The sequence below is a fragment of the Ruegeria sp. BJ5 genome, from assembly GCF_056537865.1.
The window spans coordinates 393511-416799 of the sequence record NZ_JBQFSH010000001.1 but is presented as its reverse complement, the minus strand read 5'-3'; the positions used below and the strand labels follow the sequence as shown (position 1 = coordinate 416799).

Here is a 23289-nt window from a genome sequence, read left to right as displayed (position 1 = left end):
GTGTTCGAGGACAAAGTTTATGACCAGCCTACTCCGCCTGTTTTTGATGGCGTTGGTATCCGTCACGTTCCTGGCCCGGCCAAGCATGGCCCAGAGCACCAGCGAACCCACCACCAGCAATGTGACCATCCCCGAAGATCTGACCCCCGAACAGGTCGACGATCTGGTGGCGAGAATGTCTGACGATCAAGTCCGGGCCATTTTGCTGGAACGGCTTGATGCGGTCGCGGCGAAACAGGCCGAAACGCAGACTTCCCGGAAGGGGCTGCTGCAAACGATCTCATCCTCGGCGGGCGACATGGCTGCGTCTTGGCTGGATGTCATCCGCAAGGTTCCGCTGCTGGTTTCGGCGCAGGTCGAAGCCTTCAGCAATTTCGGAAACAAGTTTGGCGCAAGCGGTCTGGCAACCCTGTTCGGGTTCACCTTCTTGGCGCTTGCAATCGGGTATGCCGCAGAAACGGCGGTTGGCCTTTGGACCCGCCGTTGGATCAAAGTCGTCGATGGGGATGCCTCGACCAACCTAAAAGGCGCCGTAGTCTTTCTGTTCAAGCGCTTCTGCGTCGAGTTTCTGGGGCTGCTTGTCTTTTATTACACGCTGGTCTTCGTCGGGCGTCGGTTGCTGGACGAACAACAGATTGCCCAGGCCGCACCGTTCGTGTTCTTCCTGATCTGGTTCCCCCGCCTGGGAGCCGCGATTTCCCGTTTCATTCTCGCCCCGAAGCAGAGCAACCTGCGCCTGGTCAACGTGAATGACAAATGGGCAAAATACCTGCATCGGAACCTGATCGGCCTGTTCCTACTGATCGGGTTCACCCTGTTCATCCTGGATTTCAATGCGATGAATGGCGTAATGCCGGGTGAATCGCGCCTTGGTTTCTGGCTGAACACCGCCATCCATATCTATGTCGGCGTCATTGCATGGACTGCCCGCAACGGTCTGACCGACATGATGCGTGGTTCCGATCCGGATCGCACCCATTTCGACGAAGAAGTCGCCCGCTACTATCCGTATTTTGCGATCGCCGTGTCGGCGGGTACCTGGCTTTTGGTCGAGTTCCTCGCCGCTCAGCGTAATCCGGCCGTGTTTGCCCTTCTGGCCGAAGGCGCGCATTTCGTCACGATGTTCTGGCTGTTGATCGCACCGGCACTCGACACGCTGATCCGAGGGCTGACCCGGCACCTGCTGCCGCCGATGATGGGCGATGGCCCGATCGCGGAGCGTGCCTACAAATCGACCAAACGCAGCTACATCCGCATCGGACGCGTTCTGGCCGGTATTCTGGTCATTTTGATGATTGCGAATGCCTGGAATCTGGACCTGCAGGATATTGCGGGCGGGGACTCGGAAACCGGCAGCAAGCTGGTTCAGTTCTTCATCATCATCGCAATCGGCTACATTTTGAACGAGGTCGTCTCTCTCTGGATCAACCGCCGGCTTGCCAAAGAGCAGACGGCTTCGGAGCAGAGCCCCGATGAGGAGGCCGGCGAAGGCGGCGGTGCCGGCGGCTCGCGTCTTGCCACGGTTCTGCCGTTGCTGCGCGTGACGGCTCAGGTGGCTATCGCGGTGATCTTCGCCTTGCTGGCGTTGGGCGCGCTGGGCCTGGACATCACACCGCTTCTGGCTGGCGCCGGGATCCTGGGTCTGGCCATCGGCTTTGGCGCGCAGAAACTGGTCTCGGACATCGTGGGCGGCATCTTCTTCCTGATCGACGATGCCTTCCGCGTGGGCGAATACGTCGATGTGGGCGGCACCACTGGCACGGTCGAGAAAATCTCGATCCGGTCCATGCAGTTGCGCCACCATCGCGGCCCGGTTCACACCATTCCCTATGGCGAAATCCAGAAGCTGACCAACTACAGCCGCGACTGGGTCATCATGAAGCTGAAATTCACCGTGCCCTTCGACACCGACCCGAACAAGGTCAAGAAGATCTTCAAGAAGATCGGCGCCGATATGATAGAGGACCCGGTCCACAAGGATGGCTTCCTGCAGCCGTTCAAATCGCAGGGCGTTTTCGACTTTGACGATGTCGGCATGATCATCCGCGGTAAGTTCATGGCCAAGCCCGGCAAGCAGTTCACCCTGCGCAAGGAGATCTTCAACCGGGTCAAGGCCGCATTCAAGGAGAACGGGATCGACTTTGCCCGCCGCGAGGTGCGCGTTGCCATCCCCGGTTTGGAAGAGGCCGAAAACCTGACGGAACAACAGAAAGCGGCGATCGGCGCGGCAGCGGCCGACGCCGTGAACAAGAAGGAAGAGCCGCCTCAATAACGGCCGCGGGACAGCGGCGCACGCGCTGCTGTCCCCGTCATTCCGGTGGTGCGACCGACGTTTTCCTCTCCGCAGACCGCTGCATTCTGCCAGCAAAGAGCGGGTTCCTGTTCGCTGCGCGCTCTTGACCCTTTCCCAAATCGCCCGGTTGCCCTAAAAGGCCCGCAATCCCGGCCACCTTGGAAACAGGACACACGATGCAAGAGCCCGCCATCACACCGGATCTGATTGCCGCACACGGGTTGAAACCCGAAGAATACGATATGATCCTCGAGATTATCGGGCGCGAGCCGACCTTTACCGAGCTTGGCATCTTCTCGGCTATGTGGAACGAGCACTGTTCCTACAAATCCTCGAAGAAATGGCTGCGCACCCTGCCCACCTCGGGCCCTCAGGTGATCTGCGGCCCCGGTGAAAACGCCGGTGTGGTCGATATCGGCGACGGGCAGGCCGTGGTCTTCAAGATGGAAAGCCACAACCACCCCTCGTACATCGAACCCTATCAAGGTGCGGCAACCGGCGTGGGCGGCATCTTGCGCGACGTGTTCACCATGGGCGCGCGGCCCATCGCGGCAATGAACGCGCTGTCCTTCGGCGAACCCGACCACCCCAAGACCCGCCAGTTGGTCAACGGCGTGGTCGAAGGCATCGGTGGCTACGGCAACTGTTTCGGCGTGCCGACCGTGGGCGGTGAAGTTCGGTTCCACCCGGCCTACAACGGCAACTGCCTCGTGAACGCCTTTGCCGCCGGGCTGGCCGATGCCGACAAGATCTTCTACTCGGCCGCGTCGGGCGTGGGCATGCCCGTCGTCTATCTGGGCGCCAAGACGGGCCGCGACGGCGTGGGCGGTGCCACCATGGCCTCGGCCGAATTCGACGACACGATCGAGGATAAGCGCCCAACCGTTCAGGTCGGTGACCCCTTCACCGAAAAACGCCTGATGGAGGCGACGCTGGAACTGATGCAGACCGGCGCCGTGATCTCGATTCAGGACATGGGCGCAGCGGGCCTGACCTGCTCGGCCGTCGAGATGGGCGACAAGGGCGGGCTGGGTGTCCGGCTGGACCTGGAAAACGTGCCCCAGCGCGAAGAAAGCATGACCGCCTACGAGATGATGCTGTCCGAGTCCCAGGAACGCATGCTGATGGTGCTGAAGCCCGAGCTTGAGGCCGAAGCCCGCGCCGTGTTCGAGAAATGGGATCTGGATTTCGCCATCGTCGGTGAAACCATCGCCGAAGACCGGTTCCTGATCATGCACAACGGCGAAATCAAGGCCGACCTTCCGCTGTCGAAGCTGGCCTCAACCGCACCGGAATACGACCGCCCCTGGGTTCCCACCCCGGCGGCCGAAGATCTGGGCGAGGTGCCGCAGATCGACCCGATCGACGGGCTGCGGGCGCTGATCTCGTCGCCCAACTACGCAAGCAAGCACTGGGTCTATGAGCAATATGACACGATGGTCATGGCTGACACGGCGCGTACGCCTGGCGTTGGTGCAGGCATGGTGCGCGTGCATGGCACCGACAAGGTGCTGGCCTTCACTTCGGACGTGACCCCTCGATACGTGCGCGCCAACCCCGAAGAAGGAGGCAAGCAGGCCGTGGCCGAAGCCTATCGCAACCTGACCGCCGTTGGGGCCAAACCGCTGGCCACCACTGACAACCTGAATTTCGGCAACCCCGAAAAGCCCGAGATCATGGGCCAGTTCGTCGGTGCCATCCAAGGCATCGGCGCCGCCGTGGCCGCGCTGGATATGCCGATCGTCTCGGGCAACGTGTCGCTGTACAACGAAACCGACGGTCAGGCGATCCTGCCCACACCGACCATCGGTGCCGTCGGCCTTTTGCAGCACGCCGACGAAATCATCGGCACCGAGGTGCGCGAAGGCCACGTTGCGCTGGTGATCGGCGAAACCAAGGGGCATCTGGGCCAATCCGCCCTGCTGGCCGAGGTCTTCAACCGCGAAGACGGCGACGCCCCGCATGTGGATCTGGATGCTGAAAAGCGCAACGGCGACTTCATCCGGGCCAATCGCGAGATGATCAAGGCCTGTACTGACCTGAGCGATGGCGGCCTTGCACTGGCTGCCTTCGAACTGGCCGAAGCCGCGGGCGTGGGTGTGCATCTTGATGACGCCCCGACCGAGTTCCTGTTCGGTGAGGATCAGGGCCGTTACCTGGTGGCCTGCAACTTCGATCAGGCCGAAGCGCTGATGATTGCGGCGGGCCAGGCGGGCGTGCCGCTGGTTTCGGTCGGGCGCTTTACCGGAGAAACCGTGCGGATCGGAGCGTCCGAAACTCCTCTGAGTGAACTCTCAGCGCTGTATCGCAGCAGTTTTGCCGAGGCCGTCGCCTGAGCGCGACGACGCTGAGCCATACTCGGATCCTGCGCTGTTCGATCGGCGCGGGATCTTACAATTCCAAGGGTGCTGCACACCCTTGCGCGGGCTTCGGCATCGCTCTACATCTTTGAAAAGACCTTCAGGAGTATCCTAAATGCCAATGAGCACCCACGAAATCGAACATCTGCTGCGCGAAGCCTTTCCGAATGCGGAAATCCAGGTCGGCGGCACCGATGGCGTACACATGTCCGCCATGGTGGTGGACGAAAGCTTTCGCGGGAAGAACAGGGTCCAGCAGCAGCGCGCGGTCTATGCTGCACTGAAGGGCAAAATGGACGGCCCGGATGGCGAGTTGCACGCGCTGGCGTTGACCACGAAAGTACCCGAGTGATGAGACCCACGGCGGTCAGTGCCATGCTCACACTGGTGATGGCAACTGCTGCCTTGTTCACCCCGATGGCATCCGACTATTCGGCCATATGACATGATTGGTTGGGTTGTCTGGATCGGAATATGTGTCGGTGGACTGGTGGTTGCCGCGGCAACCGTCGAAGCCTATCTGAAACGGAACAGAACAAGACAATTGTCGGATATGTGCCCCGACCCCAACGCTTTGAAACACAGACCGTGGGAAGCCGACGGCGTGACAAAAGTCAATGTAATCGACGAGGTTCATGCGATGAACCAGGGTACTGAACCAAGAAACTGGTGGCGCAGCCGCCGATCGAAATGACCGCCCGACAGACGGACGAACGTAAACAAGGAAACGCGAAATGACCGACGTTAAGACCCAGATCGACGAGACCGTCAAAAGCAACGATGTGGTGCTGTACATGAAGGGCACCAAAGAAATGCCGCAGTGCGGATTTTCATCTCGGGTGGCCGGTGTTCTGAACTATATGGGTGTCGAATACACCGACGTGAACGTTCTGGCCGACGAGGAAATCCGCCAGGGCATCAAGGACTATTCGGACTGGCCGACTGTGCCTCAACTCTACGTCAAGGGCGAATTTGTGGGTGGTTGTGATATCATCACGGAAATGACCCTGTCGGGGGAGCTGGACACGCTGTTCGACGAAAACGGTGTCGCCTACAACAAGGAAGCCGCCGACAAAATCCGCGAGGCAAACGCCTGATCAGCCGCTCAGCGGCTGACACAGTCTTTCAAAATATCGGTTTCGTCGGTGGCTCCGGCCGCCGCGAAACTGACCATCGCGTTCCAGCCCTTCGACCGCAGGGTATACGTCCCCTGCCCGTTCACTGACTCGTAACGGATACCCGAGCCGCTCTGGACCTGGCGCAACGCAATCAACTGGCCATCGACGATCATAGCCGCAGCCCCTACGCCGTCGGACGGATTGAAGTATGTCACGGGCAGCTCAACGCCATTCTCGCAGGTGAAGGTCACCGATAGGATGTCGATCTGTGCCATTGCCGGGCCCGAGACCGCCCCGACCAACGCCGCCAGGCACAAACTCCGCAAATGTGTCATCTCGCGTTCTTCTCTTCGATCACCGAGGCCAGCGCCTCGGCTCGTGCCGCCATCTCTGCAAGTGTGTCGGTAACCGAGGGCGGGACAACGGCCACTTCGATCCGTTCTGGTTCTGGCGCGGGCGCACTGCGCATACGCTCCAATTCGCCTTCAACTTCGGCCAGCTTCGCCTCGAGTGTCTTGATGCGATCCTCGGTGGCCGCCGCTTTGTCGGCCAGCATAAGCCCCGCCATCAACAGCATCCGCGACTCGGGCATACGGCCAATCTGGTCGGCCATCACCTGGGCCTCATCATCCAGCATCTTCGCGGCTGCGTGCAGAAACGGTTCCTCGCCGTCCTGGCAGGAAACCTCAAATCCGCGCCCGCCAATATGAATGGTAACCTCGGGCATTACTCTACCTCTCCTTCGGCCAGGTTGGCGTGGGTCAGCAAAGGCTCGAGCCGCGCCAGAACCGCATGAGCTTCGGCCGCGTCGGTGGCGCGGGCGGCCCGGGTGGCCTCCAGTTCGGCCACCGTTGCCTTGTTCAGAAGCTCGGCATCGGGAACGCCGTCCTCGGCAGCCTTTCGCAACTCGTCGACCGCTTCGCGCAATTGGTCATTTGCCTTTCGCAAGCGCTGCAGGTCGTCATCAAGCCGCGACATGGCGGCGCCGTGGCTGGTGCGTTCGGCCCGCAGCATTTCCAGTTCGGCATTCAATTCGGGGATACGCTCTGAATCCTCCAGTTGCCGCCGCAATTCGGAAATCTCGGCCTTCAGCGCTGCAACTTCGTCCTGATTTTCCAGCGCGGCCTTGGCTTCGGACAGTTCGGCACGCGCGGCCTCGACGGTGGCCAGTTTCGCAATGGACTCGCCCAACTGGGCGCGCAATGCGTCGATTTCCTGATCATGCCGCTCCCTCAGAGACTTCAGGCGCTCTTCCAATTGCGCATTGGCCAGCTTTTCCTCGTCCAGAGCGGCGCGCAATTGTCCATCTTCGCTGCCCGAGACCGGACCCGCCGATTGCAACGCCTCGATCCCGGTGCCAATCCGATCCATCGCAGCCATGATGCGTCGCTGTAAGTCTTCGATCTGGCTCATTGCCCCTGTCACCTATTTACCAAGGTTCGTTCTGTTTTTCCGATGGCCGAATCAATACGGCTCGTACCGGTACTTAGTCTAACGGAATGTTCGCCAAAATACCCACTCTTTGCTTTCAAAGGCTTGAGCAACACTCTTGAAGCGATGGCAATGCGCCGCGCCGGGTTCCGCTTGCACTTTGGGGGGTGGATGGTATTCAGCCCGCAATCTGCCGTAATCCAAAGGAACAACACCCGTGGACCTGACTGCGCTGCGCAATGCCAACCCTGAACACTGGGCGAAGGCTGCGGCCATTCGCACCCTGACCCTTGATGCTGTCGCCGCCGCCAATTCCGGCCATTCCGGAATGCCGATGGGCATGGCCGACGTCGCGACCGTGTTGTTTGAAAAACACCTGAAATTCGACGCCTCGGCCCCAAACTGGCCTGACCGCGACCGGTTCATCCTGTCGGCTGGTCATGGCTCGATGCTGATCTATTCCCTGCTCTACCTGACGGGCTACAGCGCAGTTACTCTGGCCGAGATCAAAAACTTCCGCCAACTGGGCGCGAAAACCGCCGGCCACCCGGAAAACTTCCTGATTGACGGTGTCGAAACCACCACTGGCCCTCTTGGGCAAGGAATTGCCAATGCCGTCGGTTTTGCGATGGCCGAAGAAATCCAGCGGGCTCATTACGGCAAAAAGGTTGTCGACCACTACACCTATGTGATCGCCGGTGACGGCTGCCTGATGGAGGGTGTCAGCCAGGAGGCCATCACCCTGGCCGGTCGGCACGAGCTCAGCAAGCTGATCGTGTTCTGGGACAACAACAACATCACCATCGACGGCACCGTGGACATTGCCGACCGCACTGATCAGGTGCGCCGGTTCGCCGCTTCGGGCTGGCATGTGATCGAGATTGACGGCCACGACCCCAAGGCCATCGATGCGGCGATTGTCCAGGCAAAAGCGTCGAAGAAACCGACCATGATCGCTTGCGAAAGCCATATCGCGCTGGGTCATGCCGCGCAGGATACCTCGAAAGGTCACGGCGCATTGACCGATGCCGAACAGCTGCAGGCCGCCAAGGATGCATATGGCTGGCCGCACGGACCGTTCGAAATTCCGACCGAGGTGAAATCCGCGTGGGAAGCGATCGGCGCGCGTGGCGCAATGGAACGGAAGGCCTGGGAAGAACGTTTTGCCCAACTGTCCGAGCGCAAGCAGGCCGAATTCAACCGCGCCTACGCGTTCGAGGCGCCGAAGAAGCTGGCTGGCGCCATCCGTGCCTTCAAAAAGCAGGTTTCCGAGGATCAACCCAAGCTGGCCACCCGCGCCTCGTCGGAAAAGGTGCTGAACGTCGTGAACCCGATCATGACCGAGACGGTCGGCGGATCGGCGGACCTGACCGGGTCGAACAACACCAAATCAGCCGATATGGGCGTGTTCTTGCCGGAAAACCGCAAGGGCCGCTATATCCACTACGGCATCCGTGAACACGGCATGGCCGCGGCGATGAACGGCATGGCGCTGCATGGTGGCATCCGCCCCTATGGCGGCACTTTCATGGCCTTCACCGACTATGCGCGCCCGTCGATGCGTTTGGCCGCGCTGATGAAGATCCCCAGCGTTTTCGTGATGACCCATGACTCGATCGGTCTGGGCGAAGACGGCCCGACGCACCAGCCGGTCGAGCATCTGGCGATCTCGCGCGCAACGCCGAATACCTATGTGTTCCGCCCTGCCGACACCGTCGAAACCGCCGAGGCCTGGGAACTGGCGCTGACCTTCAAGGACAGCCCCTCGGTCCTGTCGCTGACCCGCCAGGGCGTGCCGACCGTGCGCACCCAGCACAAGGCCAAGAACCTGACCGCCCAAGGCGCCTATGTTCTGGCCGAGGCCGAGGGCAAGCGTCAGGCGATCCTGATCGCCACCGGGTCCGAGGTGTCGCTGGCCATGGAGGCAAAAGCGATGCTCGAGGCCGAAGGGATCGGCACCCGGGTCGTTTCGATGCCCTGCATGGAGCTGTTCGCCAAGCAGGACGAAGCCTATCGCAAGAAGGTCCTGCCCGCCGGCCCCGTCCGCGTCGGCATCGAGGCCGCCGTCCGTGCCGGGGGCTGGGACCGCTGGCTGCTGGGCGAGCGCGGCCGCGAGGCCAAGGCCGGTTTCATCGGCATGTCGAGCTTTGGTGCGTCCGCTCCCGCAGGCGAACTGTACAAGCATTTCGGCATCACCGCCGAGGCGACGGTTGCCAAGGTCAAGGGATTGCTGGGCTGATCCAGCCGGTCCACGCAATCAAAGGGCGGCCATCGTGCCGCCCTTTTCCTTTGGGCCTCAATGGTCCGCTGTCTGCTCTGCCTTTTTGGGCCACAGCGGCGCGATGACCTTGGTCGCCAACGGGATCAGAACGAACCCCCAAGCCAGCCCGAACACACCGTCCATCGCAGCCTTGCTGATCCACTCCACCGCGCCGACCCATTGATCGGACACGGCATGACCGGCCGCATAGGCCCAATCGTGGATGTGGTGGCCGAGCCAGCCAAAGCCCAGCACCTCGAGCCCATGGATCATGATCGAGCCGCCGACCCACAACATCGCCGCCGTACCCACGACCGACAGCGTCTTCATGACCTTTGGCATCGCCTTGACCAGCCCGCGGCCCAACCCGCGGCCGATCGGTGTCGGCGCGTTCTTGGCCAGATAAAGCCCGACATCGTCCATTTTGACGATCAACGCGACCGAGCCATAGACGGCCACCGTGACACCGATCCCCACAACCGCCAGCGTCGCGGCCTGCATCCAGACATTCGGCGCCTCAATGGCAGAAAGAGCGATGGTCATGATTTCGGCCGACAGGATGAAATCGGTCTTGATCGCGCCCTTGATCTTCTGCTCCTCCAGATGACCCGGATCACGGACGTTCATGTCTTCTTCGATCACGTGGCTTCCATGCGGAAACAGCACGTGAAAAATCTTCTCGGCGCCCTCGAAACACAGGTATGACCCGCCGATCATCAGCAAGGGCGTTATCAGCCACGGCGCGAAGTTCGCCAGCAACAGCGCCACAGGCAGCAGCAGAATGACCTTGTTGAACATCGACCCGCGCGCGATGCGCCAGATGATCGGCAACTCGCGCGCCGGAGCAAACCCTTGGACGTATTTCGGCGTAACGGCCGCGTCATCGATGATCACACCGGCGGTCTTGGCCCCCGCCTTGCCGGCAGCCGCCGCAACATCGTCGACCGAGGCCGCCGCCACCTTGGCGATTCCCGCTACATCGTCCAACAGGGCCAGCAAACCGCTCATGCCGCATCCTTTCCGTTCATCTGTCGCACTTTGGACCCTAACCGATCCGACAGCTAGCGCAAGCGTTAGCGCAACCACACCAAGTTTGCGCTAACACATTGCAAATATGGTATTTTCCATCTTTTTAGATGGACCGATCATCGCTATATCGCCCGGAACACAAGCGGATTTGGAGACGTCACATGACCATCAAGGTCGGCATCAATGGTTTTGGCCGCATCGGCCGCTGTACCCTGTCGCACATCGCCGCGTCAGGCCGCAACGATATCGAAGTGATCAAGGTCAACGCCACGGGACCGCTTGAAACCTCGGCGCATCTGCTGAAATACGACAGCATCCACGGCCGCTTTCCACGCGATGTCTCGATCAGCGGCAACACGATGGACCTGGGTCGCGGGCCTATGCAGATGTTTTCGACCTACGACATGAACGAGCTGGACTGGGAAGGCTGTGACGTCGTTCTGGAATGCACCGGCAAGTTCAACGACGGGCTGAAGGCGAAAACACACCTTGAACGTGGCGCTCAAAAGGTTCTGCTGTCGGCTCCGGGCAAGAACGTGGACAAAACGATCGTGTTCGGCGTCAACCACAACAGCCTGACCGCCAACGACAGGATGGTGTCGAATGGCTCGTGCACCACGAATTGCCTTGCCCCGCTTGCCAAGGTTCTGGACGAAGGCATCGGCATCGAAAACGGCATCATGACCACGATCCACGCCTATACCGGCGACCAGCCCACGCTGGATCGCCGCCACAGCGACCTGTACCGCGCCCGCGCCGCCGCCATGTCGATGATCCCCACCAGCACCGGTGCCGCCAAGGCGCTAGGCGAGGTTCTGCCGAACCTCAAGGGGCGCCTGGACGGTTCGGCCATTCGCGTGCCCACGCCGAACGTGTCCGCCGTCGACCTGACCTTCCGCGCCGCGCGCGAAGTGACCGTCGACGAAGTCAACGCCATCGTCGCCGAGGCCGCCAAGGGGCCCATGCAGCGCGTTCTGGGCTATGAACCGGCGCCGCTGGTGTCGACCGATTTCAACCACACCGAGGAAAGCTCGATCTTCGCGCCCGACCAGACCCGTGTCGTCGATGGCCGCATGGTCCGCGTGCTTGCCTGGTACGACAACGAATGGGGCTTCTCGGTACGCATGGCCGATGTCGCCGTCGCCATGGGGCGCCTTAACTGATCTCATCAAGACCGCTTGAACCGCGTCGCCCGCTCAGGTTATCTGAGCGGGCTTTTTTGTTCGGAGCAGCAATGACAAACCAAATCGCGATCTGGCTGGGAGTCCTCATCCTTGGTGGTCTGATGCTGGATTTCGCGCTGTTTGGAACCGAGCACCTCCTGTTCCTCGGCAAGAAGTTCTACGACTTTCTCGACTGGGTCGCGTTCTGGCGCTGACAGAGGTTTTGCTTGACATTTTCGCCTGACTGCCTTTGTTAGCGCTAACTGATTTCAATCGCGGCTTAGCGGCCATTTAGACGGAGCGCGACATGACACTCAAACTTGCTATCAACGGATTTGGACGGATCGGGCGCGGTGTCCTGCGCGGCCTGATGGAAAGCGGTCGTACGGATGTGCAGATCGTCGCGATCAACGACCTCGCCAAACCGGAAATGAATGCGCATCTGTTCGAGTTCGACAGCGTGCATGGCCGCTACGCCAAACCGGTCACCCTGAGCGAGGCCGGGCTGGACGTAGGCGCAGGCCCGATCCGGCTGACCAGCGAGCGCGACCCAGAGGCGCTTGATTGGTCGGACGTCGACGTGGTTCTGGAATGCACCGGCGTGTTCCGCACGCGCGAAGCTGCGTCTCGCCATTTCAAGAACGGCGCGAAGAAGGTTCTGATTTCGGCGCCAGCACGTGGGGATGGCGAGGTAAAAACCGTGGTGTTCGGCGTGAACGACCACGAGCTGACCGCCGCCGACACCGTGGTTTCCAACGCATCCTGCACCACCAACTGCCTGTCGCCGGTCGCTGCCGCGCTGGATGCGGGCTTGGGTATCGTACACGGCAACATGACCACGGTGCACGCCTACACCGCCAGCCAGCCGGTGCATGACACTGCCGGAAAGGACCCGTACCTGTCGCGCGCGGCTGCCCTGTCGATGATCCCGACCACCACCGGCGCGGCCTCGGCCGTGGGGCTGGTTCTACCGCAACTGCAGGGCAAGCTGACCGGTCAGGCGATCCGGGTTCCCACTCCGAACGTCTCGGTCGTCGATCTGGTGGTCGAGGTATCGCGCCCCACCACCGAAGACGAGGTCAACGCCCTGTTCACCGAGGCAGCGGCCAAGATCCCGACCGTTCTGGCCGCGGAAATTCGCCCGTTGATCTCGATCGACTTCAACCACGATTCCCACAGCTCGACCGTGTCGCTGGCCGAAACCAAAGTGACCGACGGCACGCTGGTTCGCGTTCTGGCCTGGTACGACAACGAGTGGGGGTTCTCGAACCGGATGCTGGACACCGCTGCCGCGATGGGCGCCCTAGCCTAACCGCTCTTTCAGCGCGATATTGACTTGGGGCGTGACGAATTTCGACACGTCCCCACCCAGCCGGGCGATTTCCTTGACCAGTTTCGAGGCAATCGCCTGGTGTCGGGCTTCAGCCATCAGGAACACGGTCTCGATCGAATCGTCGAGCGCCCGGTTCATCCCAACCATCTGAAATTCATATTCGAAATCGGCAACAGCACGCAGACCGCGTACGATGATCTGCGCCCCTACGTCCCGGGCGCAGTCTATTAGCAGGTTTTCGAACGGATGCGCAACAATTTCAGTGCCGGTCTGTTCGGTCAGGTAGGCACATTCCGCCTCAATCATCGCCACCCGCTCTTCCAGCGAGAACAACGGACCCTTGTCGCGGTTGATCGCGACGCCAATCACCAGCTTGTCGACCAGCATGGCTGCCCGGCGGATGATATCGATATGACCCATGGTGATGGGGTCAAAGGTTCCCGGATATAATCCAACCCGCATCGCGCCCTCCTGAGCAAGAAAATTTCTGCGCAAGCAAACACAAGTTTTCCGCAGCTGCAAGAGGCCGCAATGTCGTCAGATGGGGCTAGTGCCCCATGATCATGCCCTGCAGGGCATCTTTTTCCATGGCCAGTTCTGACAATTGCGCTTTTACGACGTCGCCCAGAGTGACGATCCCAATCAGTTTGCCATCTTCGACAATCGGCATGTGCCGGAACCGACCTTCGGTCATACGAGCGAGAACGTCCTGCACCTTATCTTGTTGGGTGGCGGTCACCAGTTTCTTGGTCATGTAGGCGCTTACCGGCTGTGTCAGGCACCCGCTGCCACTGGCGGCCAATTCCCGCACGATATCGCGTTCCGAGAGGATGCCGGCTGCGGTTTCGCCATCGTCCTCCGATACGATCACCGTACCAATGCGCTTATCGGCCAGAATCTTTGCCGCGTCGGACACGGTCATCGAAGGCGCCACCGTCACAACCCCGTCCGTCGACTTGGACTTCAGAATGGCCTGTACAAGCATGGGCAATACCTCCGAAATAATTTTCCCGTTTTCCAAAGCGTTGCCCGATTAGATCAGCCTGTCAAGCTTGGGCTTCGGCTTCCAGCCGCGCAACTTCGTCGCGAATTCCCCGGCTGAGCGCATCTGCAAATCGGTTCAACCGTTCGTTGCGTTGATCACCCTGATGGCGAACCAGGTGAAAGCTGCGCGTCAGACTGACTTGATCCGTCAGAATTTTTTTCAACTGAGGATGGAATGGCAACGTGAAGTCATGCGCGATACACACCCCGGTACCCAACGAGGCTTGCCGCAGTTGCACCGAGACCGAGTTCGATGCAAGTGGGACACGATCAATACCGAGATCGTTGAGGTAATCGAGCTCGCGGTCGAAGATCATATCCGGGATGTAACCGATCATGCGGTGACCCTTCAGGTCATTGACCGAGCGAATGGGACCATGTCGCGAAAGATAGTCGGCGGTTGCCACCATATGCAGCTTGTAGTCGCTGATCTTTTGCACCAGCAGCTTGCCGGCCGTTGGGGCGCTGACGGTGATGGCCATATCCGCCTCGCGGCGCGATAGGTTGATGATCCGCGGCAAGGCCAGGATCTGTATGTCCAGGTCCGGATTCGAGTCGCTGATTTTGGCGCAGACTTGCGGCAGCAGATAGTTGGCGCTTCCGTCCGGAGCACCAATCCGGATTTGACCGCTCAGCGACTTGGTCGCGCCCTCCATCGCGCCAGCCGCTGCGCGCATCGCCTCTTCAGCGCCTTGAGCGTGCTCGAACAGTCGCTCTCCGGCCGAGGTCAGTACGTAGCCCTGTGGTGACTTCGTAAAAAGCGGCGCTTTCAGTGCCAATTCCAACCGGGAAACCCGCCGCCCAACTGTCGCCGGGTCGATCTTGAGCAACCGCCCGGCCGAAGACAGGCTTTCCTCGCGCGCAACCGCCAGGAATACGCGCATGTCATCCCAGTTCGGATCCATCCCTACCCTTGCATTTTTGCAAAACTCTTTTGGGATATTGCCTCTGTTCATGAGATTTATGCAAGCCTATGCTGCGCGCAAATTCAGCGGAGGAGTTTGCGATGCAAGACCTGACCCATTTCATCAACGGTGAATACACGCCCGGCACATCCGGTCGATTTGACGACGTCTACAACCCCGCCACGGGCGAGGTTCAGTACAAATGCCCGATGGCCAGCGCCGCCGAGACGACAGCAGCAATCGAACACGCCGCTGCAGCCCAGCCCGCATGGGGCGCGACCAACCCGCAAAAGCGCGCCCGCGTGATGATGCAGATGGTCCACCTGATGCATCGCGACATGGAAAAGCTGGCCGAAGCGCTGAGCCGCGAGCACGGCAAGACCCTGCCCGACGCCAAAGGCGACCTGCAGCGCGGGCTAGAAGTGATCGAATACTGCATCGGCGCCCCGCAGATGCTGAAGGGTGAATTCACCGACAGCGCCGGCCCCGGCATTGACATGTATTCCATGCGTCAGCCGCTGGGTGTTGTCGCCGCCATTATGCCGTTCAACTTCCCGGCCATGATGCCTTTGTGGCATGTCGGCCCTGCACTGGCCTGCGGCAACGCGGTGGTGCTGAAGCCCTCGGAACGTGACCCCTCGGTACCGCTGATGCTGGCCGAACTGTTCGTCGAAGCCGGTCTGCCCAAAGGTGTGTTCCAAGTCGTCAACGGCGACAGGGAAGCCGTGGATACACTGCTGGACAGCGAGATCATTCAGGGTGTGTCCTTCGTCGGCTCGACCCCCATCGCGCAGTACATCTATTCGCGCGCCACGGCGAACGGCAAACGCGCCCAGTGTTTTGGCGGGGCTAAGAACCACATGATCGTCATGCCCGACGCCGACCTGGATCAGGCCGCCGACGCGCTGGTGGGCGCCGGTTTCGGCGCTGCCGGCGAACGCTGCATGGCCGTTTCGGTGGCCGTTCCGGTGGGCGAGGAAACCGCTGACGCGCTGATCGAGAAGTTGGTGCCGCGCATCGAAAAGCTGAAGGTCGGCCCCTATACCGCGGGCGACGACGTCGATATGGGGCCAGTCGTGACCGCCGCCGCCAAGGAACGCATCTTGGGCCTGATCAACTCGGGCGTGGAACAGGGCGCGAAACTGGTGGTCGATAACCGCGACTTCAAGCTGCAGGGCTATGAAGACGGTTTCTTTGTCGGCCCCCACCTGTTCGACCATGTCACCCCCGACATGGATATCTACAAGCAGGAGATCTTCGGCCCCGTTCTGTCCACCGTCCGCGCCGGATCTTACGAAGAGGCGCTGAAGCTGGCGATGGACCATGAATACGGCAACGGCACCGCGATCTTCACCCGCGACGGCGACACAGCCCGTGATTTCGCCAGCCGGGTCAATATTGGCATGGTTGGTATCAACGTCCCGATCCCGGTGCCGCTGGCCTATCACACCTTCGGCGGCTGGAAGAAATCGATGTTCGGAGACCTGAACCAGCACGGCCCCGACAGCTTCAAGTTCTACACTCGCACCAAAACCGTGACGTCGCGCTGGCCGTCGGGCATCAAAGAAGGTGGCGAGTTCAACTTCAAAGCGATGGACTAACAGACTGATTTAAGAACAAAGGCCGCCCTAAATTGGGGCGGCCTTTTTGTCCGCAGGCAAACCCAATTCGCCAACCGTTACCTTGTGCACCTTCTGCTTGGCAAAAAACTGCGCAATCCGGCACGCGTTCACGAGAATTTCAGCACCGACCTCTGGCTTCACCTCTCTGCCCGGCATAAATTGGCCAAAAATTCGAGCAGTCAGTCGCCAGGAGGCCATCGTGACAACCAGAATTTCCCGCCGCTCTGCCCTTTTGGGGGTAGCATCCGTATTGGCGTCGCCGACTTTGTTGCGGGCGCAGAGCCAGGACGCCTTCCCTCAAACCGAAGAGGCGATCAGTACTCAGCTTCCCGTTCGCCGCAACGTATCGTCCTTTTCCAAGCAGGACTGGCAGGATCACTTCGATGAACTGGGCGTGGGCTGCTTGCTGGCTGACATAACCAGCCGCGCGGTGCATTACTGGGGTCCTGACGGTACCTACAAACTGTACCCCAGCTCGGTTCCCATGAGCGAAGAGCTGACCAAACGCGGCTACACCGAAGTCGTGCGCAAAGCGGAAAATCCCAGCTGGACGCCGACCGCATCGATGCGCGAGCGCGATCCCAACCTGCCGGTCCGCATGGAAGGTGGGGATCCGGGCAACCCACTTGGCACCCGCGCCATGTACCTTTCCTGGCCGGCTTACCTGGTGCATGGCACACATGACACCCGCAAGATCGGACGCCAAAGTTCATCCGGGTGCATCGGGTTGTACAACCAGCATGTCGAGGAACTGTATCCTCTGGTCCAGATCGGAACAAAAGTCAGACTGCTGTGAAACGACAAAGCCCCGGCTGATCGACCGGGGCTTCGATTTTGTGGCGAGTGGCTTGATTACTCGGGGATCAGAACCGTGTCGACAACGTGGATGACACCGTTGCTGGCTTCGATGTCGGCCTGAACGACATTCGCTCCGTCGACCTTGACGCCGTTCTTGGCATTGACGCTCAGACGTTCGCCCTGAACGGTCAGAACCTTGGCCCGTTTACCCGCGATGTCACCCGACATCACTTTGGCCGGCACAACGTGATAGGTCAGGATGGCGACCAACTGATCCTTGTTTTCGGGCATCAGCAGCGTCTCGACGGTGCCCTCAGGCAGGGCGGCGAACGCTTCATCGGTGGGCGCGAACACCGTGTAAGGGCCTTTGCCCTTCAGCGTGTCCACCAGACCGGCGGCCTGAACTGCGGCAACCAGCGTGTTGAACGACCCGGCCGAAACGGCGGTGTCCACGATGTCTGCGGCTTGGGCTTTCATCGGCAGTGCGAGTGCGACGGCGGCTGCGGCACCCATGAATGTACGACGGAACATGTTTAGTCTCCTCTCCAGCGTGATATGGAAAGGGGTACGCGCGCTTTCGAAAAGCGGATCACGAAAAAATCTGCTTTACCGCTTCTGAACCCAGATACTCTGCGCTCGGCCTTCTGTCAGAAAGGGCAAGGCTTCGACGGCATCGGGACGCGCCTGCTGAAGGTAGTATCCGGGCCAAAGCATTGAAAAAGAACCAGATTGCAGCAAAGCGTGCAGCATGTACTGCTCGCCCCAACCCGGGCAGTCATAGAAAAACCGCTTGGGGTATTCATAGGGCAAAAAAACATCGTGGACATGGATCACGACGCCGGGTTTCAGGTTCGGGATGATGCGGCAGAACAGATGCGCTACGTCATTGCTCATGCGCACGACATGGCTCGAATCGATGAACAGAACGTCTCCGGCCTCGAGCTGATCGAACACGGATGCGTCGACCTCTTCCAGTCGTTTCTGTTCGAATTGATCAATAACATGCGCGATGTCTGCGCGCGGATACGGGTCAACCGCGGTGATCCGGGTTTCCAGGCCACCATCAAGAACGGCCTGCCGGGTCACTCGGGTGGAGTTTCCACATCCGACCTCGACGACGCGTTTCGGCTTGAACCGTCGGATCATCAAGTACAGAGCATCGGCATCGGGACTGTCGTAGTACCCGTTGCCGATCCGGTAGCCGGTCTGGTTCCGCTCAGGATCCTTTAAAGCAGCCAGTGCTTCGGCATGGACCGTATATTCGGCGACCAGTTCGGCAATATCGAACCCTTCCATCCCGGGTGACAGGGCATAGGCCGGTCGGGTCAGGCCGCCTGCCCGCTCGAATGCTTCAAGCCGTGCCCGCTCATCCCGCTCGGGGGCCTTGTCGATCAACCGTGTGCCGAACCTGTCCAAGAATGCATTGAGCTTCGGGAATTTCCTTGGTTTCACGACACACGGCTCCAATTATCTGTCTGGCTTCTGCGGTGCTTACCGTCGGCACACGGGTCAGCGCAAGGTCGATGGCGCCAAAGCCTTGGCAAAAGAGCAGATTCCGTATTCACTGAATCTGAAGAGGGAACGGGAGGCCCGCACATGCAGCAGGATTTCACGATCGGCATCGAAGAGGAATACCTGCTTGTCGATCGCGACAGCTTGCAACTGGCTCAGGCGCCCGAGGCATTGATGAAGTCCTGCCAGGCGGACTTTGAGGGCCAGGTCAGCCCGGAATTCCTGCAATGCCAGATCGAGGTTGGAACCCGCCCGCATACCACGGTCAAATCCGCACGAGAGGACCTCAGGCGGCTGCGGTCCGGTGTCGCCAAGCGCGCCGCCGAGCACAACATGGCACCGATCGCCGTGTCCTGCCACCCGTTTGCAGATTGGAAAGACCAGCATCATACGCGCAAGGAACGCTATGACAACCTGCAACATGCCCTCGGCGGCGTGGCCCGCCGGATGCTGATCTGCGGCATGCACGTGCATGTGGGCGTCGAGGATGAGGCGCTGCGAGCCGACCTGATGCCACAGCTCAGCTATTTCCTGCCGCATCTGCTGGCGCTTTCAACCTCCTCACCATTCTGGAACGGACAGGATACCGGGCTGTCTTCCTATCGCCTGACGGTGTTCGACAACCTGCCCCGCACCGGCCTGCCCCCCATTTTTGGCAGTTGGTCCGAATACGAGCGCACCACCGGTGTCCTGGTCGAATTGGGTGTAATCGAGGATACCTCGAAAATCTGGTGGGACCTCCGACCGTCGCACAGCTATCCGACTCTCGAGACGCGGATCATGGATGTGCAGCCTCGCATGGAACACGCGCTGTCGCTGGCGGCCATGGTACAGGCATTGACCCGAATGCTCTGCCGTCTGAAAGACCGCAACCTGCGCTGGCGGCAATATGATCGGTTCCTGATCGGCGAAAACCGTTGGCGAGCGCAGCGCTACGGTGTGGGTGAAGGGCTTATCGACTTCGGAGACCGCTCGATCAAGCCGATGCCCGACCTGATGGGCGAGTTGATGGGCATGTTGGCCGAAGATGCCGAAGCATTGGGCACCATGGCCGAGTTGGCCCGTTTGCGTCAGATCGCCGAGAGCGGCACCTCAGCCACGCGACAGCGTCGCGTTCACGCCGAAGCGCTGGCCAATGGCGACGATCCGGGCCAGGCGGTGGTCCGGCACCTGATTGACGAATTCCACGCTGATCTCTGACTCTCACACCGCATTGAGGATCTGTCTGATCCGGTCGGCCACGGGCTCGTACAGGCTGCGGGCTTTCCAATACCCATTGTGCGAAAACGGATTCCATCCGGTGAAGATATTCCCGACCCGGATTGCCTGGTCGGTGATCTCCCCCGTTCCGACAAGCTGCCCATAGCTGGGCGCGATCGGTCCAAGGGGGAAGCCAAGAACGTCGTGCTTGTCATAATAGTTCTGCCACCAGTTATGGAATTGCAGGGTCAATGGCAATTCCTGGTTGGGGCGTTGGATCGGCGTGATGTCCTGTTCGGGATAGGCGAACAGAAAGATCGGGATGTTGCAGCCAAACGTGACCAGCCCGGCCACTGTCTGCATGTCTTCCACCGGAACACCGTGCTGCGGCAATCCACCGTGGCGCAGATGGCGCTGAAGGTCATAGATGTAATTCGACATGATATGCCCACCCAAGGAATGGGCGACGATCAGGATGGGGGCACGCTCGCCGATCTGAAACCGGACGATGCGTATCACCTGCGCAACTCGTTCATGGATTGCGGCATAGGTTTTGTCGCTGCCGTCGGAGGTCGGGCGATAGGATGCCGCGTCAGACAGGTTGCATACAACGAAACGGCGCGTGCGGTCATAGCCCGTATAGGGGCTTATGCTGTTCAGATAGTCCATCTGCCGGCCCTGCAGGATTTGCGCCCAGATCACCTCGTGCCAGGCAACTTTACTCATGTCCTGCCCCAACTGCCGCCCCACCCGGTCGTGCAAGTCGCTCGAAAACGCCGGCACCGAGGACGGCTGGTTCGGCCCGACCGACTGGCTGCCCATTCCGTGTATCGCTACCACGGCCATCTTGTAATTCGACATCCACAACTCCGATCAATCACTAAAACGAATAGCTCAGCATAACCGCCTTTTGGCAATCACCCAAATCCACCGCACATGCATCACGGGGTTTGCTCCGCGTGAAAAATTTCTGTAAGGATTGCGCAATAAATAAACAGTCGTTCAATTCACGTCGCCACAAGGGGGAGACCGGCCATGGATTTCGCGCTGACCGAGGAACAGACGGCCATTTTCGATATGGCCTACGCGTTCGGGCAAGAACAGATCGCACCTTTCGCCCGTCAGTGGGAGGCCGAGGGCACCATACCCAAGGATCTGTGGCCCAAGGTCGGCGAACTGGGCTTTGGAGGGCTCTACGTGTCCGAAGAATGCGGCGGCTCGGGCCTGACCCGTCTTGACGCCACGTTGGTGTTCGAGGCGCTGTCGATGGCCTGCCCCTCGGTCGCGGCCTTTCTGTCGATCCACAACATGTGCGCCAAGATGCTGGACAGCTTTGCCAGCGATGAATTGAAATCGCGCATCATGCCCGACGTTCTCAGCCTGAACACGGTGCTCAGCTATTGCCTGACCGAACCGGGCTCGGGCTCGGATGCGGCGGCGCTCAAGACACGGGCCGAGCGCACCAACGACGGCTATACGCTGAACGGCACCAAGGCCTTCATCTCGGGCGGCGGCTATTCCGATGCCTATGTCTGCATGGTGCGCACAGGCGGCGACGGACCCAAGGGGATCTCGACGGTCTATGTCGAGGACGGCACACCGGGCCTCAGCTTTGGCGCACTGGAACAGAAGATGGGCTGGAAAAGCCAGCCCACCGCGCAGGTCCAGTTCGACGACTGCAAGATTCCGGCCGAAAACCTTGTCGGGACCGAGAGCGACGGGTTCAAATACGCGATGATGGGCTTGGACGGTGGGCGCCTGAACATCGCCTCATGCTCGCTGGGCGCGGCGCAGGCGGGGCTGGATATGACGCTGCAATACATGTCCGAACGCAAGGCCTTCGGCCAGACAATCGATCAGTTCCAGGCCCTGCAATTCCGGCTGGCCGACATGGAGATCGAACTGCAGGCCGCCCGCACTTTCCTGCGTCAGGCCGCATGGAAGCTGGATCAGGGCGCGCCCGACGCCACCAAATTCTGCGCGATGGCCAAGAAATTCGTGACCGAGACCGGATCGAAAGTGGTCGATCAGTGCCTGCAGTTGCATGGCGGCTACGGCTATCTGGCCGACTACGGCATCGAAAAGCTTGTGCGCGATCTGCGGGTGCATCAAATTCTGGAAGGCACGAACGAGATCATGCGCGTGATCGTCGCCCGCCAACTGCTCGCCCATCGCTGAGGTTTCCATGTCCGATATCGACATCCGCACCACGGGCCGCGCCGGCCGGATCACCCTGACCCGGCCCAAGGCCCTGAATGCGCTGAGCTATGAGATGTGCATGGCCATCGACACCGCCCTGCGCAATTGGCGCGAGGATGACGAGGTCGATCTGGTCATCCTTGATGCCGAGGGCGAAAAGGCCTTTTGCGCGGGCGGAGACATCGCCGAGTTGTACACAACGGGCACCAAGGGCGACTATGCCTATGGGCAGAAGTTCTGGCGGGATGAATACCGCCTGAACGCGATGATCTTCGAGTATCCCAAGCCGGTGGTCAGCTTCCTGCAGGGCTTTACGATGGGCGGCGGCGTAGGCATCGGCTGCCATGGGACACACCGGATCGTCGGCGAAAGCTCGAAGATCGCGATGCCCGAATGCTCGATCGGGCTGGTGCCGGATGTGGGTGGGTCGCTGCTGCTGGCGCTGGCGCCGGGGCGGCTGGGCGAATATCTGGGCGTCACCGGCGCGCGCATGGGTCCGGGCGACGCGATCTATGCCGGGTTCGCAGACCACTTCATCCCGCAGAAGCAATGGCCCGACATGATCGAGATGCTCGAGGCCTCGGGCCAGGCCGACCTGCTGGCCGAACACGCCGCCCCTGCCCCGGACCGCACCTTGCCGCAGGACGACATCGACCGTTTCTTCGGTGGTGAAACCCTGGGCGACGTACTGACCGACCTGCGCAATGGCGACACCGAATTCACGCGCGGCGCGCTCGAGGCGATGGGCCGCAATTCGCCGCTGTCCATGGCCTGCGCGATTGAGATGCTGCACCGCCTGCGCGGCCCCGCCCTGACCATGCGCAAGGCGCTGGAGCTGGAATACCGCTTTACCTTCCGGTCGATGGAGCATGGCGACTTTCTCGAAGGTATCCGGGCGCAGATCATCGACAAGGACCGCAACCCGGAATGGCAGTTTGCGGACATGAACGTACCGGCCGCGGCGGTATCACGGATGCTGATGCCGCTGGGCGCGGACACGCTGACATTCGAGGAGGAGTGAA

At 60.5% G+C, this 23289-nt stretch carries 23 protein-coding genes; 13 read left to right on the top strand and 10 right to left on the bottom strand.

What is annotated here, in order from left to right; all coding sequences use genetic code 11:
* Nucleotides 1–19 precede the first annotated feature (19 nt).
* The 4 genes from ACR0NY_RS02045 (at nucleotide 20) to grxD (ending at nucleotide 5750) form a co-directional block, all read left to right on the top strand.
* Nucleotides 20–2272 carry a mechanosensitive ion channel family protein gene (locus tag ACR0NY_RS02045; RefSeq protein ID WP_170368398.1) on the top strand — a complete coding sequence of 751 codons (2253 nt, stop codon included), beginning with the start codon at nucleotides 20–22 and terminating at the stop codon, nucleotides 2270–2272.
* A 197-nt stretch (nucleotides 2273–2469) separates the two neighbouring features.
* Nucleotides 2470–4629, top strand: coding sequence for a phosphoribosylformylglycinamidine synthase subunit PurL (gene purL / locus ACR0NY_RS02040; protein WP_170368397.1), 2160 nt, complete (start codon nucleotides 2470–2472; stop codon nucleotides 4627–4629).
* A gap of 139 nt (nucleotides 4630–4768) precedes the next feature.
* A complete protein-coding gene (locus tag ACR0NY_RS02035; RefSeq protein ID WP_170338764.1) occupies nucleotides 4769–5005 on the top strand; it encodes a BolA/IbaG family iron-sulfur metabolism protein in 237 nt (78 codons plus the stop codon).
* 382 nt (nucleotides 5006–5387) lie between these two features.
* A complete protein-coding gene (gene grxD / locus ACR0NY_RS02030) occupies nucleotides 5388–5750 on the top strand; it encodes a Grx4 family monothiol glutaredoxin (protein ID WP_170338767.1) in 363 nt (120 codons plus the stop codon).
* A gap of 8 nt (nucleotides 5751–5758) precedes the next feature.
* On the opposite strand, the gene ACR0NY_RS02025 is transcribed toward grxD, so the two are convergent.
* Genes ACR0NY_RS02025 through ACR0NY_RS02015 form a run of 3 tightly spaced genes read right to left on the bottom strand, consistent with a single transcriptional unit; the run spans nucleotide 5759 to nucleotide 7184 of the window.
* On the bottom strand, nucleotides 5759–6106 hold the full coding sequence (locus ACR0NY_RS02025; protein WP_170338769.1) for an MliC family protein: 348 nt from the start codon (nucleotides 6104–6106) through the stop codon (nucleotides 5759–5761).
* Nucleotides 6103–6498: a cell division protein ZapA gene (locus ACR0NY_RS02020; RefSeq protein ID WP_170339348.1), complete on the bottom strand. Its 396-nt coding sequence runs from the start codon at nucleotides 6496–6498 to the stop codon at nucleotides 6103–6105. The genes ACR0NY_RS02025 and ACR0NY_RS02020 overlap by 4 nt, the downstream gene beginning before the upstream one ends.
* The gene (locus tag ACR0NY_RS02015; protein WP_170368396.1) at nucleotides 6498–7184 is read right to left on the bottom strand and encodes a hypothetical protein; all 687 of its coding nucleotides are present in this window, start codon (nucleotides 7182–7184) and stop codon (nucleotides 6498–6500) included. The genes ACR0NY_RS02020 and ACR0NY_RS02015 overlap by 1 nt, the downstream gene beginning before the upstream one ends.
* Nucleotides 7185–7419: 235 nt before the next feature.
* Here ACR0NY_RS02015 and tkt point away from each other — a divergent pair, with 235 nt between their 5' ends.
* Nucleotides 7420–9441, top strand: a complete 2022-nt coding sequence (gene tkt / locus ACR0NY_RS02010; RefSeq protein ID WP_170368395.1) for a transketolase — start codon at nucleotides 7420–7422, stop codon at nucleotides 9439–9441.
* Nucleotides 9442–9498: 57 nt separating this feature from the next.
* On the opposite strand, the gene ACR0NY_RS02005 is transcribed toward tkt, so the two are convergent.
* Nucleotides 9499–10470: a DUF808 domain-containing protein gene (locus tag ACR0NY_RS02005; protein ID WP_170357679.1), complete on the bottom strand. Its 972-nt coding sequence runs from the start codon at nucleotides 10468–10470 to the stop codon at nucleotides 9499–9501.
* A 182-nt stretch (nucleotides 10471–10652) separates the two neighbouring features.
* Here ACR0NY_RS02005 and gap (ACR0NY_RS02000) point away from each other — a divergent pair, with 182 nt between their 5' ends.
* The 3 genes from gap (ACR0NY_RS02000) (at nucleotide 10653) to gap (ACR0NY_RS01990) (ending at nucleotide 12966) form a co-directional block, all read left to right on the top strand.
* Nucleotides 10653–11654: a type I glyceraldehyde-3-phosphate dehydrogenase gene (gap, locus tag ACR0NY_RS02000; RefSeq protein ID WP_170339356.1), complete on the top strand. Its 1002-nt coding sequence runs from the start codon at nucleotides 10653–10655 to the stop codon at nucleotides 11652–11654.
* A 71-nt stretch (nucleotides 11655–11725) separates the two neighbouring features.
* On the top strand, nucleotides 11726–11869 hold the full coding sequence (locus ACR0NY_RS01995) for a hypothetical protein (protein WP_170338780.1): 144 nt from the start codon (nucleotides 11726–11728) through the stop codon (nucleotides 11867–11869).
* A gap of 92 nt (nucleotides 11870–11961) precedes the next feature.
* Nucleotides 11962–12966, top strand: a complete 1005-nt coding sequence (gap, locus tag ACR0NY_RS01990; RefSeq protein WP_170368394.1) for a type I glyceraldehyde-3-phosphate dehydrogenase — start codon at nucleotides 11962–11964, stop codon at nucleotides 12964–12966.
* On the opposite strand, the gene coaD is transcribed toward gap (ACR0NY_RS01990), so the two are convergent.
* From coaD to ACR0NY_RS01975, 3 genes are all read right to left on the bottom strand, one after another.
* A complete protein-coding gene (gene coaD, locus ACR0NY_RS01985) occupies nucleotides 12958–13449 on the bottom strand; it encodes a pantetheine-phosphate adenylyltransferase (protein WP_093961954.1) in 492 nt (163 codons plus the stop codon). The genes gap (ACR0NY_RS01990) and coaD overlap by 9 nt on opposite strands.
* Before the next feature lie 85 nt (nucleotides 13450–13534).
* Nucleotides 13535–13972 (bottom strand): CBS domain-containing protein, encoded by a 438-nt coding sequence (locus ACR0NY_RS01980; protein WP_093961953.1) that lies wholly within the window; start codon nucleotides 13970–13972, stop codon nucleotides 13535–13537.
* A gap of 61 nt (nucleotides 13973–14033) precedes the next feature.
* The gene (locus ACR0NY_RS01975; RefSeq protein ID WP_170368393.1) at nucleotides 14034–14936 is read right to left on the bottom strand and encodes a LysR family transcriptional regulator; all 903 of its coding nucleotides are present in this window, start codon (nucleotides 14934–14936) and stop codon (nucleotides 14034–14036) included.
* A 101-nt stretch (nucleotides 14937–15037) separates the two neighbouring features.
* On the opposite strand from ACR0NY_RS01975, the gene ACR0NY_RS01970 reads away from it, so the two are divergent.
* Complete coding sequence (locus ACR0NY_RS01970; RefSeq protein ID WP_170368392.1) at nucleotides 15038–16537, top strand: CoA-acylating methylmalonate-semialdehyde dehydrogenase; 1500 nt, start codon at nucleotides 15038–15040, stop codon at nucleotides 16535–16537.
* Nucleotides 16538–16757: 220 nt separating this feature from the next.
* Complete coding sequence (locus ACR0NY_RS01965; RefSeq protein ID WP_437342527.1) at nucleotides 16758–17354, top strand: L,D-transpeptidase; 597 nt, start codon at nucleotides 16758–16760, stop codon at nucleotides 17352–17354.
* A gap of 56 nt (nucleotides 17355–17410) precedes the next feature.
* Here the strand turns inward: ACR0NY_RS01965 and ACR0NY_RS01960 are convergent, their stop codons facing one another.
* Entirely contained in the window at nucleotides 17411–17887 is a 477-nt protein-coding gene (locus tag ACR0NY_RS01960; RefSeq protein ID WP_170338788.1) for a fasciclin domain-containing protein, read from the bottom strand.
* A gap of 75 nt (nucleotides 17888–17962) precedes the next feature.
* Nucleotides 17963–18808 (bottom strand): class I SAM-dependent methyltransferase, encoded by an 846-nt coding sequence (locus ACR0NY_RS01955; protein WP_170368391.1) that lies wholly within the window; start codon nucleotides 18806–18808, stop codon nucleotides 17963–17965.
* Between the two features lie 144 nt (nucleotides 18809–18952).
* Here ACR0NY_RS01955 and ACR0NY_RS01950 point away from each other — a divergent pair, with 144 nt between their 5' ends.
* On the top strand, nucleotides 18953–20068 hold the full coding sequence (locus tag ACR0NY_RS01950; protein WP_093961949.1) for a carboxylate-amine ligase: 1116 nt from the start codon (nucleotides 18953–18955) through the stop codon (nucleotides 20066–20068).
* A 3-nt stretch (nucleotides 20069–20071) separates the two neighbouring features.
* On the opposite strand, the gene ACR0NY_RS01945 is transcribed toward ACR0NY_RS01950, so the two are convergent.
* Nucleotides 20072–20929, bottom strand: coding sequence for a hypothetical protein (locus ACR0NY_RS01945; protein WP_170368390.1), 858 nt, complete (start codon nucleotides 20927–20929; stop codon nucleotides 20072–20074).
* A gap of 174 nt (nucleotides 20930–21103) precedes the next feature.
* On the opposite strand from ACR0NY_RS01945, the gene ACR0NY_RS01940 reads away from it, so the two are divergent.
* Nucleotides 21104–22246 carry an acyl-CoA dehydrogenase family protein gene (locus ACR0NY_RS01940; RefSeq protein WP_170368389.1) on the top strand — a complete coding sequence of 381 codons (1143 nt, stop codon included), beginning with the start codon at nucleotides 21104–21106 and terminating at the stop codon, nucleotides 22244–22246.
* Between the two features lie 7 nt (nucleotides 22247–22253).
* On the top strand, nucleotides 22254–23288 hold the full coding sequence (locus ACR0NY_RS01935; protein WP_254432873.1) for an enoyl-CoA hydratase/isomerase family protein: 1035 nt from the start codon (nucleotides 22254–22256) through the stop codon (nucleotides 23286–23288).
* The last annotated feature ends 1 nt before the right edge of the window (nucleotide 23289 follow it).